Source organism: Embleya sp. NPDC025285 (genome assembly GCF_055558835.1).
Window position 1 is genome coordinate 60,695 of the sequence record NZ_JBVHLU010000006.1, and the last position, 17,404, is coordinate 78,098.

Sequence of the window (17,404 nt, forward strand, 5' to 3'; positions counted from 1 at the left end):
CCAGAGTCCATGGCCGCGTCATTCACAAGTCGCACGCGAGCCCGCCGGCTCCTCCGCCCTCCGGGCGCGCCCCGGACGTGGTCGGGCCATGGTCGAGCGTGGTCAGTACGAACGCGGCAATCCGAGTGTGTGCTGCGCCACATGATTGAGGATCATCTCCCGGCTGACCGGGGCGATCCGCAGCGTGCGGGCGATACCCCACAGCGGGACCAGTCCGTAGTCGCGGCTCATGCCGTTGCCGCCGTGGGTCTGGATGGCGGCGTCGACCGCGTGCACGGCGGCCTCGGCGGCGGCGTACTTGGCCATGTTCGCGGCCTCTCCCGCGGCCTTGACCATGTGCTCGCCCGCGTCGTGCAGCCAGGCCGCCCGGGCCGTCATCAGCGCGGCCAGCTCGACCTCGATCGCGGCCTCGGCGAGCGGGTGCGCGATGGCCTGGTGGGTGCCGATGGGGGCGCCCCACACCTCGCGGGTACGGGCGTACTCGGCGGCTCGGGCGAGCGCGTGGCGGGCGATGCCCACGCCCAGTGCCGCGCCGGTCACCCGCTCCGGGTTCAGGCCGTGGAACACCTGGCGCAGCCCGTCGCCCTCGGTACCGATCAGGCGGTCGGCGGACACCGGTACGTCGTCGAAGAACAGCGTGAACTGCCGCTCCGGCGCCGCGCCTTCGATCGCCAGCGGGTTCGCGGTCAGGCGCGGGTGGTTCGCGTCCACCAGGAACAGCGAGAGCCGGCCGCGCCCGGAGCCGGGGTCGGTGCCGGTTCGGGCGACCACCAGGATCGCGTCGGCCTCGTCGACGCCGGAGATGAACTGCTTGGTGCCGCGCAACAACCAGCCCTCGCCGTCCCGGGTCGCGGTGGTGGCCAGGCGGTGGGTGTTGGAGCCCGCGTCGGGCTCGGTGATCGCGAACACGATCTTGCCCCTGCCCGACGCCAGGAGGGGCAGCCAGGTGCCCTTCTGCTCGGCGGTGCCGAACCGGGTGAGCACCTCGCCCGCGATCGCGCCGGAGACCAGGAGCAGCAGCAGGGGGCAGCCGTGTGCGGCGACCTCCTCGCATACGATCGCCAGCTCGACCAGGCCGCCGCCCCCGCCGCCATACTCCTGCGGGATGTTGACGCCGATGTAGCCGTGTTCGCCGAGGGCCCGCCACAGTTCGGTGGTGGGCCGGCGGTCGCGGCTGTGCTCGGCGAAGTAGCCGGGGCCGAATCCGTCGGTGATCGCCCCCACCGCCGCGCGCAGGGCCCGGTGTTCGTCGCTCTCGTCGAATCGCATGGCTCACCCGTCCAGCAGCGTCGTGGGAATGTCGGTGTGCCGGGACCGGATGTACTCGGCCAGGCCCTTGGCCTGCGGGTCCGGGCGGGTGGAGGCCGCGACGCCCTCGCCGAGCAGGCCGGCGATCACGAAGTTGACCGCGCGCAGGTTCTCCAGCACGTACCGCCGGATCGGCAATTCGGCAGCCTCGGGGAGCAGTTCGCGCAGTCGATCCACCGTCAGGTGTCCGCGCAGCCAGCGGAATCCCACGTCGTCGCGGGCCCACAGGCCGAGGTTGGCGTCGCCGCCCTTGTCGCCGGAACGCGCGCCACAGACCAGTCCGAGCGGGACCCGGCGGGTCGGTCCCCCGTCGCGGGCCGCGGGTTCGGGGGCGGGCATGGGATCGGGCAGCGGTGCGGTGTGTTCGGGCGGGGCGATCACCTTGGCTGTGCCGTCGGGCAGCACCACGGTGTGCTCGACCTCGGTCGCCGGGATCCACGCGGCGCGGAAGACGCCGTACGCGGTCTCGGCGGTGGGTGGCGTGGTGGTGTGGAAGCCCGGGTAGCCGGCCAGCGCGAGTTCGACGACCGCGCCGGAGAAGGCCCGGCCGACCTTGGTGGGGTCGGGGTCCTTGACGGTGACCCGCAGATGCGCGGTGGCCTGCTCGTTGGTCGGTGCGTCGGGTCGGTCGTAGCGGATCAGCCGCACGTCTACCTCGGCGAATCGATCCCGGCCGCCGAGCGTGTCGAACAACATGCGTTCGGCGTGCGCGGCCTTGGCCTCGATGTCCAGGCCGGTCAGCACCATGGTCATGGTGTTGCGGTAGCCGCCGAGCTCGTTGACGGCGACCTTGAGGGTGGGCGGCGGCGGCAGGCCGCGTACGCCGCGGATCCGGACCCGGTCCGCGCCGGCTCGGCCCAGCGTGATGGTGTCGAAGCGGGCCACGGCGTCCGGGTTGGCGTAGGCGGGTCCGGCGATCTCGTACAGGAGTTGCGCGGTGACCGTGCCGATCGAGACCAGGCCGCCGGTGCCGCGGTGCTTGGTGATCACCGAGGATCCGTCCGCGGCGACCTCGGCGATCGGGAAGCCGGGGCGACGGGTGTCCAGCGCGAAGTCGGCGGTGCGGCCGGGGCGTTGCAGGCGCGGCAGGTCACCGAGGAAGGGGTAGTTGCCACCCGTGGCCTGCGGACCGCACTCGATCACATGGCCGGCGACGATCGCGCCGGCGAGCCGATCGTGGTCCGTGCGCCGCCAGCCGTGCCACCACGCGGCCGGGCCGACCACCAGCGACGCGTCGGTCACCCGCGGACAGATCACGATGTCCGCGCCCTCGGCGAGCGCTTCGGCGATGCCCCAGCCGCCGAGGTAGGCGTTGGCGGTCACCGCGCGCGGGCCGGCGTCGATCCGGTCCAGCACGTCGTCGCCGGTGACGTAGGCGATCCGTGGGGCCAGGCCCAGGCGTTCCGCGCTCGCCCGCAGCCGCTCGGCGAGGCCGGCCGGGTTGAGGCCGCCGGCGTTCGAAACGATCCGGATGCCCCGGTCCAGGCAGGTGCCCATGACCTGTTCCAGCTGGGTCACGAAGGTGCGCGCGTAGCTGGCGGCGGGATCCTTGGCCCGGGCCTTCCACAGGATGGACATGGTCAGCTCGGCGAGATAGTCGCCGGTGAGCACGTCGATCGGGCCGTCCTCGACCATCTCGCGGGCGGCGGCGAGCCGATCGCCGTAGAAACCGGAGCAGTTCGCGATCCGCACCGGGCGGCGGGCGGCACGCTCGTCACCCGCAGGGTCCTCTCGTCGTCGCGTCCCGCTCATCCGGCCGCCTCCACCGGGGCGGTCACCACGGCCAACACCGCGCCGGCGTCCACCGGTTCTCCGGGGCCGACCGGCAGGTGGGTCACCACGCCCCCGTGTGGCGCGGTCACCTCGTGCTCCATCTTCATCGCCTCCACCGCCAGCACGAGTTGTCCGGCCACCACGTGCTCGCCCTCGGCGACCGCGACCCGCACCACGGTGCCGGGCATCACGGCCAGCAGCGAGCCGGCGGGTTCGGCCTCGGACTCGGCGGGTTCGGGCAGGCGGGGCAGTTCGATCAACTCGCTCGCGCCGAGCGGGCTGTCCAGGTAGATCGTGTCGCCGACCCGGTGCACCGCGATCGTGCGCCGCACGCCGTCCGCGCCCAGGTCCACCCGATCCGCGTGCGCGGCGTGAACGACCAGTCCGGGCAGGGGCTTTCCGTCGATGGCGAGATGGTCCGGGAGGCGGTAGGTGACGGTCGTAGGGCCGTCCGTGTCGTGCGAGTAGGTCACCTGCTGGTCGGCGCTGCGGACGTTGCGCCAGCCGCTGGGGATGCCCGTCAGTACGCGGGCCGCCGCGCGCCGCTCGGCCTGCCCGGCAAGTGCCGCGGCGGCGGCGTGGATCGCGGACACCGCCGGGTCGGCGGCGCACAGGTCGGCGGCCGAATGCCGGGTCAGGAAGCCGGTGTCCGCGTCACCGGCGGCGAACTCCGGCGAGCGCAGGATGCCCACGAGCAGGTCCCGGTTGGTGCGTACGCCGTGCAGCCGGGCCCGGGCAAGCGCGTGGGCGAGCTTGCGGCAGGCCTCGTCGCGGGTCGGCGCGTACGCGATCACCTTGGCCAGCAGCGCGTCGTAGTGCGGACCGACCCGGCTGCCGGTGACCACGCCGGCGTCCACCCGGATGCCGTCCGTCTCGGGGATTTCGAAGCGGTGCAGTATGCCGACCGAGGGGGCGTAGTCGCGTACCGGGTCCTCCGCGTACAGCCGGGCCTCGATCGCGTGGCCGACGGCGACCGGTGCGTCGGGCAGGGCGTGGCCCTGGGCGACAAGGAGTTGCAGCCGGACCAGGTCGAGTCCGGTGGTCAGTTCGGTGACCGGATGCTCGACCTGGAGTCGGGTGTTGACCTCCAGGAGGTGGAAGGCGCCGGCGGGGTCGAGCACGAACTCGACGGTTCCCGCGCCGACATAGCCGATCGCCCGACCCGCGGCGACGGCCGCCGCGCACAGCCGCTCGCGCAGCGCCCGGTCGACGGCGGGCGAGGGGCTCTCCTCGATCAGTTTCTGGTGCCGGCGCTGGACCGAGCAGTCCCGTTCGAAGAGCGCGAGCACGTTTCCGTGGCTGTCCCCGAAGATCTGTACCTCGACGTGCCGCGGTCGCTCGACCAGGCGCTCCAGGAAGACGGTGTCGTCGCCGAACGCGGTGCCCGCCTCGCGCCGGGCGGCGGCCACCGCCCGGGCGAGGTCCGCCTGTTCGCGCACCGCGCGCATGCCTCGACCGCCGCCGCCGAAGGCGGCCTTGACCAGGAGCGGGAAGCCGATCCGGGCCGCGAGCGCGTCGAGCGCTTCGGCCTTCGCGTCGTCGCGGACGATGCCACCCGGGAGGACCGGCACACCGGCGGCGCCCAGCAGTTTTTTCGCGGCGAGCTTGTCGCCCATCGCGGCGATGGTGTCCGGGGCGGGTCCGACGAACACGAGCCCGGCGGCCTCGACCTGCCGGGCGAAGTCGGCGTTCTCGGACAGGAACCCGTAGCCCGGGTGGATCGCGTCGGCGCCGGTGGTGCGGGCCGCCTCGACCAGCAGGTCGCCGCGCAGATAGGTGTCCGCGGCCGCGTCACCCGGCAGCCGGACGGCCTGGTCGGCCGCCGCCACGTGCGGCGAGTCGACATCGGGGTCGGCGTACACGGCCACGGTGTCGATGCCCATCGTGTGCGCGGTGCGGGCGATGCGAACCGCGATCTCGCCGCGGTTGGCGATCAACAGCCTGCGGATGAGCGGCATACGATCCCCTCGGGGTGCGGGTTTCCGGGTCGGTGCGGGTTTCCCGGTTGATTCCGGTTGCAAATCGGTGCGGTTCGGGTCGGTGCCGGGTGGGGTCGGTTTCGGTTTCGGGTGCCTGGCGTCGAGTGCTTGGGGTGTGGGCGGCGCTCGCGGTGTTGCCGCCGGCGGCGGTTGCGAGGCGGGTCACATCCGGAAGACCCCGTATCCCGTGGTGCCCGCGATCGGTGCCGAGTGGGCCGCCGACAGTGCGATGCCGAGCACGGTGCGGGTGTCGCGCGGGTCGATCACGCCGTCGTCGTAGAGCCGCGCGGTGACGAAGAAGGCGTGCGACTCACGCTCGATCTGCGCCTCGATCGCGCCGCGCCGCAGTTCGTCCACGTCCTCGTCGAAGGGCATCCCGCGCGCGGCGGCGGCCTGTCGGCCGACGATGGACAACACGCCGGCCAGTTGCGCGGCGCCCATCACCGCGAGCTTCGCGGTCGGCCACGCGAACAGCAGCCGCGGGTCGAAGGCGCGGCCGGACATGCCGTAGTTGCCCGCGCCGAAGGACGCGCCGATGTTCAGGGTCAGATGCGGCACGGTCGAGTTGGTCACCGCGTTGATCATCTTGGCGCCGTCCTTGACGATGCCGCCCTGCTCGTACGCGGTGCCCACCATGTAGCCGGTGGTGTTCTGGAGGAACAGCAGTGGGGTGTCCGAGCGGTTCGCCAACTGGATGAACTCGGCGGCCTTCTTCGACTCTTCGCCGAACAACACGCCGCGCGCGTTGGCCAGTACGCCGACCGGGAAGCCGTGCACGGACGCCCATCCGGTGACCAGGCTGGTCCCGTAGCCGGGCTTGTACTCGCCGAACCGCGAGCCGTCCACGACCCGGGCCAGCAACTCCCTTGGATCGAAAGGGACTCGCAGATCCGCCGAGACCAGGCCGAGCACCTCGTCGATGTCGTACAGCGGCTCGTCCGCCGGCTTCGTCGGTCCGGGTCCGCGTTTGCGCCAGTTCAGGTCGGCCACGATCCGCCGCCCGATCCGCAGGCAGTCGTACTCGTCGACGGCGTAGTGATCGGCGAGCCCGGACACGCGCGCGTGCATCGCGGCGCCGCCCAACTCCTCGTCGTCGGCCTCCTCGCCGGTGGCCATCCGCACCAGCGGCGGACCGCCCAGGAACACCTTGGCCTGCCCGGCCACGAGCACCGAGTGATCGCACAGCCCCGGGATGTACGCGCCGCCCGCCGTCGAGTTGCCGAACACCAGCGCGATGGTGGGAATGCCCAGCGCGGACAGCTCGGTCAGGTCGTGGAAGACCCGCCCACCGGGGACGAACAACTCGGCTTGGGTGGGCAGATCGGCCCCGCCGGACTCGACCAGGCTGATCACCGGCAGCCGGTTGCGGCGGGCGATCTCCAGCGCACGCAGGTTCTTGCGCAGGGCGTATGGGTTGAGCGAACCGCCGCGCACCGTCGGGTCGTTGGCGATCAGCACGCACTCCACGCCGGAGACCGGGCCGATGCCGGTGACCAGACCCGCGCCGACGGTGAACTCGGTACCCCACGCGGCGAGTGAGGACAGTTCCAGGAAGGGCGCGTCCTGGTCGAGCAGCAGCTCGATCCGCTGACGTGCGGTCAGCCGCCCGCGCGCCAGGTGCCGTTCGACGTAGCGCTCGCCGCCGCCGGCGCGGGCCAGGTCGAGCTGTTCGTGCAGCGCCGCGAGGGCGGCGAGCTGCGCCGTGCGGTTGTCCCGGTAGGTGTCCGACCGGGGATCGAGCCGGGAACGAAGTACGGGCACGACGTCGCCTCCTCGCCTGACGAAGCACGTCGACGCATATCGACGCATGTCGAAGGCAGCTTCCGGATGTTAACGGCCGGTCACTTGGCTACGGAAGGGTCGGCGCGGTACGGCGATCGACGGCGCGGAAGGGCTCCGGGTGGGTGTGGAGTGGCGGCGCGGGCGGAGTGGGCCGATGGGGTGACGGCGGGGGCTGGTCGCGGTCGGGCGTCGGCCATGTGGGTCCTCCGGGGCGGCGGGATGGGTGGCGGATCACCGCTCCGGTACCCCCTGCCCGGGAAAACACGACACCGACGCGGGCCCGGGATGGCGGGATCGCGTCGGTGTCGGGGTCGGGTCGGTCCGGCGGTCCGGGTCAGCCGTGGTGGTGGCCGTGGTGACCGTGGTGGCCCGCGTGCGCGTCGGCGGGCTCGCCGGTCGGCGCGGCGGTCGGCCTCGCGGCCTCGACGGTGAATTCCGCGGTCCGCACCACGCCGCCGTGCTGGAAGTCGAGGAAGAACCGGTAGGTGCCGACGCTGGGCAGCTCGGTGTGGAAGGCGATCTCCGGGCCTGCCGGGGTGATCCCGTCGCCCGGTGCGCCGCCCGGGTGTACGTGCAGGTAGGCCAGATCGCCCTCGCGCAGCACCACGAGGTGCCCGAACGCGGCGAGGTACGGCTCCAGGTCGGTGACGGGGCGGCCGTCCCGGGCCACCGCGAGGGTGATGTGCGCGCCCTGCCCGGCGGCCGGCTCACCGGCCAGGGTCACCGTGTACCCGTCCACCTCGGCGGTCGGCGCGGGCGCGGGCAGCGGCACCGGCCGGAAGTCGCCGGCGACGTGGATGTCCACGCCGAGGGTGAGCGGGGTGCCGGTGGCGGCCGGGGCGAAATCGGTGAAGACGCGGTAGGTGCCGGCCCGGTCGAGGGTGAGTTCCTGGGTCCAGACGCCGTCCTCGCCCAGCACCGGGTGAACGTGCCGGAAGCCGCTCAGGTCGCGGCGGACCACGATCAGGTGCAGGTCCTTGTCGTGTTGCGGTAGGTACTCGCGCACCGGAGCTCCGTCGGGGCCGTCGATCCGGAACGCGAAGGTGCCGGCGGGCGCCGCGACCGGGACCAGCGTGTAGCCGTCGCGGGAGACCTGGAGGCCCTCGGGCGTGGCGGGGGCTGCGGCGTGGTGGGCGTGGACGGTCATGACGGGCTCCCGGAATCGAGTGGTGTGGTCGAGCGGGCCGGTCCGGCCGTTCGGTGGCCTCGGTCGCGGCCACAACCGAAAGCTATACCCCCCGGGGGTATTCAGGCAAGCGGAGATGAAGCGAAGTGACCGGGATGGCTTGACGGCTAACATCGTTAGCCGGATGATGAACCCAAGCGGCTAACGCCGTTAGCCGATCGAATCTCGGGAGACGACCTCATGACCATCACCATGAACACGACGGACACGATGACCGCGACGCCCGCCTCGGGCGAGCAGGCCACGCCGCTGCCGCACGCACCCGGCGCACGGAACCGGCAACCGCTCGTCGCCGGTGTCACCCACGCCGCCGCCTGGGTCGCCGGCCTCACCGTCGCGGCCGGCACCACGCCGGAGCTGGGCGACTCGGCCGCCCAGATCACCTCCGCGTACGTCGACGACGCGAGCCGGGCCGTCGCGCAATCCGTCCTCGTACACGGGCTCGCGGCCGGCGCGCTGGCCGTACTCGGTGTCGCGCTGCTGCGCCGGGCGGCCGGCGGCCGGGACCGGGCCACCCGCTTCGCGGGTTGGGCGGGCCTGACCTCGGCCGTGCTCGCCGCCGTGCAACTGGTGCTCGAACTGGTCGCCATCGGCCGGGCCGACGCAGCCGATCCCGGACTCGCGGGCGGGCTGTTCGAGCTGGTCCAGCGCATCGACGGGGTCAAGATGTTCGCCCTCGCCGCGCTGGCGTTGGGCGTGGGTGTCGCCGCGCGCCGGGTCGTGCCGCTGCGCCGCTGGGAATCGCTCACCGGCCATGCCCTCGCCGCCACGATCGTCGGCTCCGGCCTCGGCTACCTGCTCCTGAACACCGCGTTCGCGCAGTTGGCCCTGCTGTCCCTGCCGCTGCTGCTGGTCTGGGTCGTCGCCCTGGGCCACGCGTTGTCCCGGCGGTCCTGACGGCGTCGATGGGTGCGCGGGCGGGAAAACGGGATTCGCATCGTGCGCGGGATGTCGGATACTTCGGGCTCGGCCGCAGGATCATGGGAGCGAGGATCGGCGAGATGCGCACACTGCTGATGGGAGTGGTCGGCTCGACCGCCTATGGGCTGGCCACGGCGGAGTCGGACGAGGACCTGCTCGGCGTGTACATCGCCGACTCGCGCGAGGTCCTCGGGCTGAACGGCGCCACGGTGACGAGCGGCTCCAAGGTGACCACGAAGCCCGACGTGACGATGCACGAACTGGGCAAGTACTGCGGGCTGGCGCTCAAGTGCAACCCGACGGTGACCGAGCTGCTCTGGCTCCCCGAGTACCGGGTCGAGACCGAGGCGGGCCGCCGACTCCGGTCCCTGCGCGGCGCGTTCCTGTCCACCGAATACGTGCGGTCGGCCTACGGCGGCTACGCCATCCAACAGGCCAAGCGGCTGCTGGGTCGGCACGAGGCGGGCAAGGATGGCTTCTCCTCCGACACGGCCAAGCGCACCGCCAAACACGGCCGGCACTGCCTACGACTCCTGCTCCAGGCCCAACACGTGCTCCGCACGGGCGAGTTGCTGCTCGACGTCAGCGCCCACCGCGAAGACCTCTTCGCTGCGGGTCGGCTCGCCGCCGAGAACCCCGAGGCGTTCACGCAACGCTTCGAACGCGAGAAGGCCACCCTCGACGCCATCGACTCGGTCCTCCCCGACCGCCCCGACCGCGAAGCGATCAACACCCTCGTGGTCGACCTCCGGCTGGCCGCACTCACGGGGTGAACCCGATGGGTCAGCCGACCTTCATCTCGTAGCGGAGCCGCCAAGTCGCCAGGGCGGCTCTATGCCCTGATCAGCGGGTGAGCGCAGCCGTCAGGGCCGCCCACGAGGCAGAGGGCACCAAGAGGTGACCGACACGCACGTCTTTGCTGTCTCGAACCGGGACAACACCCGAAACGCCGACTGCCACCTCCACGCAGTTGGCATCGCCCCCATTGCTGTAGGTGCTCTTACGCCACGCCGCAGCCTTCGCGATGGGGGTCTCGTTCATGATGCTTCTTCCTCCATGACCCGCTTGATGAAGCTCACGGACTCGTCCGGGGAGAGCGCCGAGTCCCGTACTCGATCGTAGGACAAGCGGTGCAGCCCAACCTCGCCCGGATCCTCGATGAGTTCACCCGACTTGCTTCCTTCCAGGTAGGCAACCCCGGTCCCGTCCGACATCCAAAGCAGCGAAAGGGAACCACCCATCAGGTCGTGTGATCCCGCTGCGAATGGAAGCAACTGAATGACGGTGTGCGGAGTTTGCGCCGCCTCGACGATCCGCGCGAGTTGCGCCTGCCAGAGCTTCGAGTCCGCGAGCGGGCGCCTGATCGCAGCCTCGTCCAGGATGACCCGCAGGCTCGGCGGCGGATCCCGGTACAGCAGATCCTGTCGGGCAATACGCTCGGCGACTTGCGCCTCCAGTTCGTCCTTATTGGTCATCGGTTGCGACGACAGGACAGTTCTCGCATACGCCTCCGTCTGCAACAGGCCCGGCACCGCAAGCATGTACTTGTGCATGATCGTGGCCTGCGCTTCCCAGTACATGAACTCGTGGTAGCGCTCTCGGGCCGCCTCCTTCCGCGCTCGTTTCCACAACCACACCAACAAGCCCCTGGTCTCGTAGACGTCGTCCAATGCCTTCATGACAGGACGCTCGGATAGACGTTCGCCTGTTTCAAGGCGATGCAGGTAGGAGCGGTCGTATCGGGTGTCCTCGGCGAGCTGGGCGAGTGATTTCCCGCTGGCTTCCCGCAGACGGCTGAGCTGGTTCGCCAGGACCTCTCGGGCCGAATAGTCGTCTTCGACGTCGCGCTCAACCATGCCAAGTCCCCTTGTTGTCCAGCTCGTGGGCCACAGCGCCCTCCTGTCGAAGCCTATGAGAATGCGTCACGCTTTGAACACGGAAAGCGACGAACGGAGATGCATCCATGCCCATCGACAGGAAGACCGCCGAGGCATATCCCACCGAGCCCTGCGACTGGACCAGGGATGACGTGACCCGTTTCTGGAAGGCGAACAACAAAAGCTTCGTCCGCTGTGAACTCTCGGGCCGTATTGGCGTCTTCGCGGCGGTCATCCACATGCAAGCGTTTGTGCGTCTTCCGGGCGGGACCGAGTTCCGCACCCACTGCGCCAACCTCGTGGTGCTGGACGAAGAGGCCACCGGCGAGACCCGATGAACGACGTCAACGAAGCGCGTGAAGTCGAGTCGACCGTCGCGGCGGAGCGAACCGCCTACCTGGCGGTGCTCGTGCGCCGGGCCGTCCGGCTGCCGGGTGTATCCGCCGACGTTCGAGGGCGGAACGACGCAACGGCCGCCGTCCCGGTGCACGAGGCGCGTCGAAGCCACCGGATCGCGCCGTGAACCCGCGCGGCACGCCCCGCCGTCGTTTCGCCGCGCCCGGGCCCGGGAGTTCCGATCCGGGCGCGGAGCTCGTCCGCATCGTCAAGAGCGACGAACGCCACGACGCGCCGAGCCCACACCCTCGCCCCCCGATCCGGCTGGGCGATCACGTGCGGATCATCGATCCCACCCAGCGCCTCGGACAACCCGCCGGCACGGTGATCGCGCTCGACGATTTCCCACCCGGGCGATCCGTGTGCGTACAGCCCCTCGACGGCGGCGTGTTCTGGGTTCGTTGGATCCACGAAGTCGAGCACGCACCACCCCACCGATGAGCATTTTCACCGTGCCGCAAAAAAGCACCCACACGGCAGCCCCGCTCGCGTAGCACCCCGACTACACAAAGTGCGGTTCGGCAGGTCCGAACGACGAAATGGGGCGTCCTCGGCGAACGCGTTGAACACGAATGCGCAACGAGAGGTTTCCACTGGAAATCGCGCTGCCGATGTCGTTGGAACACCGATAGGTTGTGCGCTCCCGAGGCCCCGAATCTCTGGGTCTCCAACGCTCCGTATCCCTGGGGGATCCCGCACGTCATGACCATGCCGTTCCAGAACGAAACGCAGCTGATCATCCGTCAGAACTTCCGCCCGATCGTGAACCAGTACGTGGTTCACCTGGTCGGTCCGGACGGGCAACACGGACCGGTGATCGCGTTCGCCCAGCAGAAGCGCGGCAAGCTCAAGGAAGAGGTCATCCTCTACACGGATGACACCAAGACCACCGAACTCGCCCGCTTCAAGGCACGCCAGATGCTCGACGTGCGCGCCCAGCACGACGTGACCGGCGTCGAGGGCACCAACCTCGGCATGTTCTCCAAGGACTTCAAGAAGTCCCTCCTGCGCTCCACCTGGAACCTCGAACGCCCGGACGCCGCCAAGGCCGTCGGCCAGGAGCGCAGCCTCTTCGGCGCGATCCTGCGTCGCGTCTGGGGCTTCATACCCGTGGTCGGCGCGTGGCTGCCCGCCCCGACCTACCACTTCGACTTCGTCGACGAGGCCGGCAACGCCGTCCTGACCGTCGAGCGCCAGATGAAGCTCCGCGACCAGTACCTGGTCAAGCTGCCGGACTCGACCATGGACCGCCGCCTGGCGATCTGCGTCGCGGTCGCGATGGACGCCATCCAGAACCGCTGACCACCCCGGCGCGCACCCGCCACCCCTCCCCGCGCACGCCGACCGTCCCCGAACCGGCCGGCGTGTGCGCGGGGGCCGCCGTGCGCGCGGTGGGTTCGTCAGTCCGTGTCCGGCACCAGTACCGGCGTGTCCCGCTTGAGAATCTCTCCTCGGAAGAACGCCGGGCTCCTGAACCGCTGCACCTCCATCAACACCGCGCCGAGGACCAGCAGGCCGACGCCGATGATGAAGACACTCCCGACGCCGGCCACGCGGTTGCCGTCGCCGTAGTTGGGGTCGGCCACGTCGACCAGGGTCTTTATGAAGATCGCGCCCAGCATCAGGCCGCCCAGCGCCGGCATCACGCCCTTGATCATCGCCTCGTGCAGGCTGCGCGAGAGGTCCTTGCGGAAGTACCAGACGCAGGAGAACGCGGTCAGCGAGTAGTAGAAGCAGATCATCAGGCCGAGCGCGTAGATCGTGTCGGTGAGCACGTTCTCCGACAGGATCGTCATGATCGTGTAGAACGCGCCGGTCGCGACGCCGGCCGAGACGGTCGCGAAGCCCGGTGTCTTGAACGTGGGATGCACGCGCGAGAACACCTTGGGCACCGCCTCGTACGCACTCATCGACAGCAGCGTGCGGGCCACCGGGATGAAGGTGGTCTGGAGGCTGGCGATCGAACTGGCGAGCACCGCGACGAACATCAGGATGCCCAGACCCGAACCCATCACCGGGTCGGCCAGCTTCGCGAAGATGTTGTCGTCCTCGTCGTTGTTCAGGCCCAGCCCGGTGGTTCCGGTGCCCGCGTACATCAGGGTGGCGACGCCGGTCATCAGGTAGGCGACCACGATGAACAGGACCGAGATGATCGCGGCCCGCCCCGGGACCTTGGGACCGCCGGCGGTCTCCTCGTTGATGCTCAGGGCGGTGTCCCAACCCCAGTACATGAAGATCGACAACGACAGACCCGCGGTCAGCGCGGTGAAGCCGCCGTCGATCTCGAACGGGTTGAACCAGCTCCACGAGAACGGGATCGACGTGGGCACGTCACCGCCGGTGGCCTTGGCGATCGCCATCACGACGAACAGCGCGAGCACCGCCAGTTGCAGCGCCACGAGTACGTATTGGACCCGCTTGGTCACGGTCATCCCGCGATAGCTGATCGCGGTCGCGATCGCGATGAAGACCAGGCACGTGGGCACGTGCACCAGCTTGTTGTCGTCCAGCTCCTTGACCCAGTCGCTGTTGAACGCCTCGCCGAGCGCGAGGTAGAAGAACGACGTGCCGATGCCGGCCAGGTTGGACAGCACGATGACGGTCGCCATCACCAGGCCCCAGCCGCACAGCCAGCCCACCCTCGGGCCGAACGCCTTGACCGTCCAGGTGAACGAGGTGCCCGCGTCCGGCACGGCCTTGCTGAGTTCGCGGTAGGCGAAGGCGACGAGCAACATCGGGATGAAGCCGACCAGGAAGATCGCCGGGGCCTGTGTGCCGACCTTGTTGACCGTGGGGCCGAGCGCGCCGGTAAGGGTGTACACCGGCGCCACCGTGGAGATGGCGACGACCACGCTCCCCAGCAGACCGATGGAATTTCGGTTCAGGCCCTTGTCCTTGAGATCGGACTCCGGGAGGTAGTGCGACTCCCCTACCCGGTGGTGCCTATCGCCCCTGTGGCGCACGTGCTCGTTCTTCACAAGCGAACAGACTAAGTCAGGATGAAACGACTTTTGACCAAGGGGGTCACGAACGATCCGGTGAGTCGCTCATGTCACTCGTTGGGGCTTTTCCAGCGGACCGACCGGTGGACCGAAGGGCCGCATCGCCGAGCATTCCGGACAGGAGTTCGGTGACCCCGACCCGGATATCGTCCCGCGACGGCGGCGTCGCCCACCCGGCGCCCACGATCGAGTCGAACATCACCCCTTCGCACCACGCGACCAGGGACCGGCCGTGCCGCTCGGGCGCGGGCGAGCCGAGCGCGGCCAACATACCGACCGCCGCACCCCGGAACGCGGCGCCCGCCTCGTCGTACACCCCGCGCAACTCGGGCCGCCGGGTCGCCTCCAGCGCCAGTTCGTAGCGGGCGATCTTCTGCTCCCGCCCGTCCCGGATCGCGTCGCCCACGATCACCGCGACCAGGTCGGCGATGCCCGCCACATCGCCGGGCAGCGCGGCCGGCAGCTCGCCGTCGGTCAGCGCGGGCGCGAACTTGCCCGCCTCCAGGACGGTCATCCGCGCCAACGCCACCTCCAGGAGCGCGGCACGCGTGCGGGCGTAGTACGACGTGGAGCCGGGCGGCAGGCCGGCGCCCTCGTCCACGGCGCGATGGGTCAGTCCGCGCATGCCGCGCTCGACGAGCAGGCGGATCGCGGTGTCGGCGATCAGGACGAGTCGGTCCGAACGGTCGGGGCTGGTGCGCTTCGCGGTGGTCACGCGAGCCAGCCTGCCACGCCACTACGGATGTAGAGATCCGACCCACTACACCCGTAGAGATCCGCCCACTACAGGCGTAGAGATCCTGTCCACTACACATGTAGAGTCATTGACACGTCCTCTACACCTGTAGTGGATGTCGAGAAGGAACGACCCATCAGGGGGAACCATGTCCGTCACGAAGCCCGAGGCGATCATCGTCGGCGCCGGACCCGGCGGGCTCACCGCCGCGACCGCCCTGCACCGGAACGGGTGGTCGGTCCTGGTCCTGGAGCGCGCCGCCACGCTGGAGCCGATCGGCGCGGCCATCGTCGTCGCGCCCAACGGGCTGCGCGCCCTGGACGCGGTCGACGCGGGCAGTCCTCTGCGCAAACTGGCCGCGATCCAGGGCGCCGCGACGCTGCGTCGCCCGGATGGGCGGGTGCTCGCGCCGACCAGCGGCGAAGCCTTCGTCGAGCGCTTCGGCGAACCGGTGGTGCTCGCTCCCCGGGCCGAACTGATGCGCGTACTGCACGCGAGCCTGCCGGCGCACGCGCTGCGCACCGGGACGACCGTGCTGACCGTGCGCCCCGGCGGCCCGGACGAGCGGGCCTCGGTGACCACCGCGGCCGGCGACACCCTGACCGCCGACCTCGTGGTCGCCGCGGACGGGATCCGCTCGCCGATCCGCCGGGCGCTCTTCCCCGAGCACCCCGGCCCGCGCTATGCCGGATTCACCACGTGGCGCGCGATCGTGCCGGGCATGGACATCGTCCCCGGCGAGACCTGGGGCCGCGGCCTGGTCTTCGGCGCGATGCCGCTCGCCGACGGCCGGGTGTACTGGTACGCGACCGCGAACCGCCCCGCGGGCGCGACGCACGGTGACGAGCGGGCCGAACTGCTGCACCTGTACCGGGACTTCCACGCGCCCATTCCACAACTGATCGCAGCGGCGCCGGCCGGGGAAATCCTGCACCTGGACGTGCACGAGATGGCCGAGCCGCTGCCGGCCCACCACCGGGGACGGGTCGTGCTGATCGGCGACGCGGCGCACGCGATGACGCCGAACCTGGGTCAGGGCGGCAATCAGGCACTGGAGGACGCGATCGAACTGGCCGACGTGCTTTCGGGCGCGGACGCCGACGGCGTGGTCGACGCGCTGCCCGCGTACACCGCGCGGCGGCTGCCGCGCACCTCCGATGTGGTGCGCAAGTCGCGCCGCATGGGGGCCATGGCGCAGTGGGAGGGCCGAGGTGCCGTCGCGGTCCGGGACACGTTGTTGCGGGTTGCCGGCCGGGTCGCGCCGGACGCGGCCCTGCGCCCGCTGGACACGGTCCTGGCCTGGCGCCCGCCGGTGGCTTCGGCCTGAACCGCCGGGTGTTTGCGGGTTCCACCCGCGAGGGATGCGCCGTACATTCCGTACCGGCCGGTATGTGGTTGACGGAGGGGGAACGTGGTGGCGATCGATCCGCAGCTCGTGGAGCTGTTGAGTGTCATGCCGGAGGATCTGTTCGTGGGCGACGCGGCCACCGCGCGGGCCACCATCGACGCCGGGATCGGACTGCTGCCGGTGATGACCGAGCTGGCCCGGGTGGAGGATCGCACCATCCCGGGTGCCGTCGACGCGCTGCCCGCTCGGGTCTATCGGCCCTCGGAACAGCCCGATCTGCCGGTGACCGTGTTCTTCCACGGCGGCGGGTTCGTGATCGGCGGTCTGCACAGCCACGACGCGCTGGCCCGGCGGATCGCCCGGCACGCCGAGTGTGTGGTGATCTCGGTGGACTACCGGCTCGCCCCCGAGCACCCGTTCCCGGCCGCGACCGAGGACGCGTTCGCCGCGTACCGCTGGGTGCTCGACAACTCCGCCGAACTGGGCGCCGACCCGGCCAGGATCGCCCTGGCCGGCGACAGCGCGGGCGCCACCCTGTCCGCGACCACGTGTCTGCTGGCCCGCGACCACGGCCTCCCGCAGCCGGCCCTGCAGATGCTGTGGTATCCGGCGACCGGCGTCGAGGACACCGTGTCCCGGGCCGAGAACGCGCACGCGCCGCTGCTCACCGCCGCCTCGATCGCGTGGTTCATGAGCCACTACTTCGGCGGACGGGGGTTCGACGAACTGGGCCCGTACGCCCGGATCGGCACCATCGAGGACCTGTCCGGGCTGGCGCCGGCGCACGTCGTGCTGGCCGGCTACGATCCGCTGCGCGACGAGGGCGCGGACTACGCCGAGCGATTGCGCGCGGCGGGCAACACCGTCGAGTGCGAGCTGTTCGAGGACATGGTGCACGGCTTCATGAGCTTCGTGGACCTGATCCCGCGCTGCGAGGAGTGCGCCTCGGGGTCTTTCACCGCACTGCACAAGGCACTGCACCCGTAAAGCACGGCACCTGTAGGGCGGTTAGGACCGGGCGGACGCGGGCCCGACGGACGCGGACCGGGCGGACGCGGACCGGGCGGAGACGGACGCGACAGGCGCGGACCCAACA

Annotated in this window: 16 protein-coding genes; 7 read left to right on the forward strand and 9 right to left on the reverse strand. The window is 70.6% G+C overall.

What is annotated here, in order from left to right; translation table 11 throughout:
* Positions 1-102: 102 nt before the first annotated feature.
* The 5 genes from ACZ4FV_RS05955 to ACZ4FV_RS05975 form a co-directional block, all read right to left on the reverse strand.
* Positions 103-1,269, reverse strand: a complete 1,167-nt coding sequence (locus tag ACZ4FV_RS05955) for an acyl-CoA dehydrogenase family protein (RefSeq protein WP_402239917.1) — start codon at positions 1,267-1,269, stop codon at positions 103-105.
* A 3-nt stretch (positions 1,270-1,272) separates the two neighbouring features.
* Positions 1,273-3,060, reverse strand: a complete 1,788-nt coding sequence (locus tag ACZ4FV_RS05960) for an acyclic terpene utilization AtuA family protein (RefSeq protein ID WP_465321955.1) — start codon at positions 3,058-3,060, stop codon at positions 1,273-1,275.
* Positions 3,057-5,039 (reverse strand): acetyl/propionyl/methylcrotonyl-CoA carboxylase subunit alpha, encoded by a 1,983-nt coding sequence (locus tag ACZ4FV_RS05965; RefSeq protein WP_402239921.1) that lies wholly within the window; start codon positions 5,037-5,039, stop codon positions 3,057-3,059. Before ACZ4FV_RS05965 ends, ACZ4FV_RS05960 begins: the two co-directional genes overlap by 4 nt.
* Positions 5,040-5,222: 183 nt before the next feature.
* Positions 5,223-6,821: an acyl-CoA carboxylase subunit beta gene (locus tag ACZ4FV_RS05970; protein ID WP_395868981.1), complete on the reverse strand. Its 1,599-nt coding sequence runs from the start codon at positions 6,819-6,821 to the stop codon at positions 5,223-5,225.
* A gap of 355 nt (positions 6,822-7,176) precedes the next feature.
* A complete protein-coding gene (locus ACZ4FV_RS05975) occupies positions 7,177-7,989 on the reverse strand; it encodes a hypothetical protein (RefSeq protein WP_395868983.1) in 813 nt (270 codons plus the stop codon).
* A gap of 219 nt (positions 7,990-8,208) precedes the next feature.
* Here ACZ4FV_RS05975 and ACZ4FV_RS05980 point away from each other — a divergent pair, with 219 nt between their 5' ends.
* Positions 8,209-8,925 carry a hypothetical protein gene (locus tag ACZ4FV_RS05980; RefSeq protein WP_395868985.1) on the forward strand — a complete coding sequence of 239 codons (717 nt, stop codon included), beginning with the start codon at positions 8,209-8,211 and terminating at the stop codon, positions 8,923-8,925.
* Positions 8,926-9,029: 104 nt separating this feature from the next.
* The gene (locus tag ACZ4FV_RS05985) at positions 9,030-9,722 is read left to right on the forward strand and encodes a nucleotidyltransferase domain-containing protein (RefSeq protein ID WP_395868987.1); all 693 of its coding nucleotides are present in this window, start codon (positions 9,030-9,032) and stop codon (positions 9,720-9,722) included.
* Positions 9,723-9,792: 70 nt separating this feature from the next.
* Here the strand turns inward: ACZ4FV_RS05985 and ACZ4FV_RS05990 are convergent, their stop codons facing one another.
* Both ACZ4FV_RS05990 and ACZ4FV_RS05995 read right to left on the reverse strand, forming a co-directional pair.
* Entirely contained in the window at positions 9,793-9,990 is a 198-nt protein-coding gene (locus tag ACZ4FV_RS05990; protein ID WP_395868989.1) for a DUF397 domain-containing protein, read from the reverse strand.
* Positions 9,987-10,805 carry a helix-turn-helix domain-containing protein gene (locus ACZ4FV_RS05995; protein ID WP_395868991.1) on the reverse strand — a complete coding sequence of 273 codons (819 nt, stop codon included), beginning with the start codon at positions 10,803-10,805 and terminating at the stop codon, positions 9,987-9,989. Before ACZ4FV_RS05995 ends, ACZ4FV_RS05990 begins: the two co-directional genes overlap by 4 nt.
* Positions 10,806-10,912: 107 nt before the next feature.
* On the opposite strand from ACZ4FV_RS05995, the gene ACZ4FV_RS06000 reads away from it, so the two are divergent.
* From ACZ4FV_RS06000 to ACZ4FV_RS06010, 3 genes are all read left to right on the forward strand, one after another.
* On the forward strand, positions 10,913-11,164 hold the full coding sequence (locus ACZ4FV_RS06000; protein ID WP_465321958.1) for a hypothetical protein: 252 nt from the start codon (positions 10,913-10,915) through the stop codon (positions 11,162-11,164).
* The gene (locus ACZ4FV_RS06005; RefSeq protein WP_395868995.1) at positions 11,161-11,349 is read left to right on the forward strand and encodes a hypothetical protein; all 189 of its coding nucleotides are present in this window, start codon (positions 11,161-11,163) and stop codon (positions 11,347-11,349) included. The genes ACZ4FV_RS06000 and ACZ4FV_RS06005 overlap by 4 nt, the downstream gene beginning before the upstream one ends.
* A 575-nt stretch (positions 11,350-11,924) precedes the next feature.
* Complete coding sequence (locus ACZ4FV_RS06010; RefSeq protein WP_395868997.1) at positions 11,925-12,524, forward strand: LURP-one-related family protein; 600 nt, start codon at positions 11,925-11,927, stop codon at positions 12,522-12,524.
* Positions 12,525-12,622: 98 nt separating this feature from the next.
* On the opposite strand, the gene ACZ4FV_RS06015 is transcribed toward ACZ4FV_RS06010, so the two are convergent.
* Both ACZ4FV_RS06015 and ACZ4FV_RS06020 read right to left on the reverse strand, forming a co-directional pair.
* Complete coding sequence (locus tag ACZ4FV_RS06015) at positions 12,623-14,185, reverse strand: APC family permease (protein ID WP_402239928.1); 1,563 nt, start codon at positions 14,183-14,185, stop codon at positions 12,623-12,625.
* Between the two features lie 61 nt (positions 14,186-14,246).
* Positions 14,247-14,939: a TetR/AcrR family transcriptional regulator gene (locus ACZ4FV_RS06020; RefSeq protein ID WP_395868999.1), complete on the reverse strand. Its 693-nt coding sequence runs from the start codon at positions 14,937-14,939 to the stop codon at positions 14,247-14,249.
* 169 nt (positions 14,940-15,108) lie between these two features.
* Here ACZ4FV_RS06020 and ACZ4FV_RS06025 point away from each other — a divergent pair, with 169 nt between their 5' ends.
* Positions 15,109-16,287, forward strand: a complete 1,179-nt coding sequence (locus ACZ4FV_RS06025) for an FAD-dependent monooxygenase (protein ID WP_402239931.1) — start codon at positions 15,109-15,111, stop codon at positions 16,285-16,287.
* 84 nt (positions 16,288-16,371) lie between these two features.
* A complete protein-coding gene (locus ACZ4FV_RS06030; RefSeq protein ID WP_465321960.1) occupies positions 16,372-17,295 on the forward strand; it encodes an alpha/beta hydrolase in 924 nt (307 codons plus the stop codon).
* Positions 17,296-17,404 lie beyond the last annotated feature (109 nt).

Coding starts and splice junctions, on each gene's coding strand:
- ACZ4FV_RS05955 (WP_402239917.1), bottom strand. CDS start 1,269: ATGCGATTCGACGAGAGCGACGAACACCGGGCCCTGCGCGCGGCGGTG.
- ACZ4FV_RS06010 (WP_395868997.1), top strand. CDS start 11,925: ATGACCATGCCGTTCCAGAACGAAACGCAGCTGATCATCCGTCAGAAC.
- ACZ4FV_RS06005 (WP_395868995.1), top strand. CDS start 11,161: ATGAACGACGTCAACGAAGCGCGTGAAGTCGAGTCGACCGTCGCGGCG.
- ACZ4FV_RS05980 (WP_395868985.1), top strand. CDS start 8,209: ATGACCATCACCATGAACACGACGGACACGATGACCGCGACGCCCGCC.
- ACZ4FV_RS06000 (WP_465321958.1), top strand. CDS start 10,913: ATGCCCATCGACAGGAAGACCGCCGAGGCATATCCCACCGAGCCCTGC.
- ACZ4FV_RS05985 (WP_395868987.1), top strand. CDS start 9,030: ATGCGCACACTGCTGATGGGAGTGGTCGGCTCGACCGCCTATGGGCTG.
- ACZ4FV_RS05965 (WP_402239921.1), bottom strand. CDS start 5,039: ATGCCGCTCATCCGCAGGCTGTTGATCGCCAACCGCGGCGAGATCGCG.
- ACZ4FV_RS05990 (WP_395868989.1), bottom strand. CDS start 9,990: ATGAACGAGACCCCCATCGCGAAGGCTGCGGCGTGGCGTAAGAGCACC.
- ACZ4FV_RS05975 (WP_395868983.1), bottom strand. CDS start 7,989: ATGACCGTCCACGCCCACCACGCCGCAGCCCCCGCCACGCCCGAGGGC.
- ACZ4FV_RS06025 (WP_402239931.1), top strand. CDS start 15,109: ATGTCCGTCACGAAGCCCGAGGCGATCATCGTCGGCGCCGGACCCGGC.
- ACZ4FV_RS05960 (WP_465321955.1), bottom strand. CDS start 3,060: ATGAGCGGGACGCGACGACGAGAGGACCCTGCGGGTGACGAGCGTGCC.
- ACZ4FV_RS05995 (WP_395868991.1), bottom strand. CDS start 10,805: ATGGTTGAGCGCGACGTCGAAGACGACTATTCGGCCCGAGAGGTCCTG.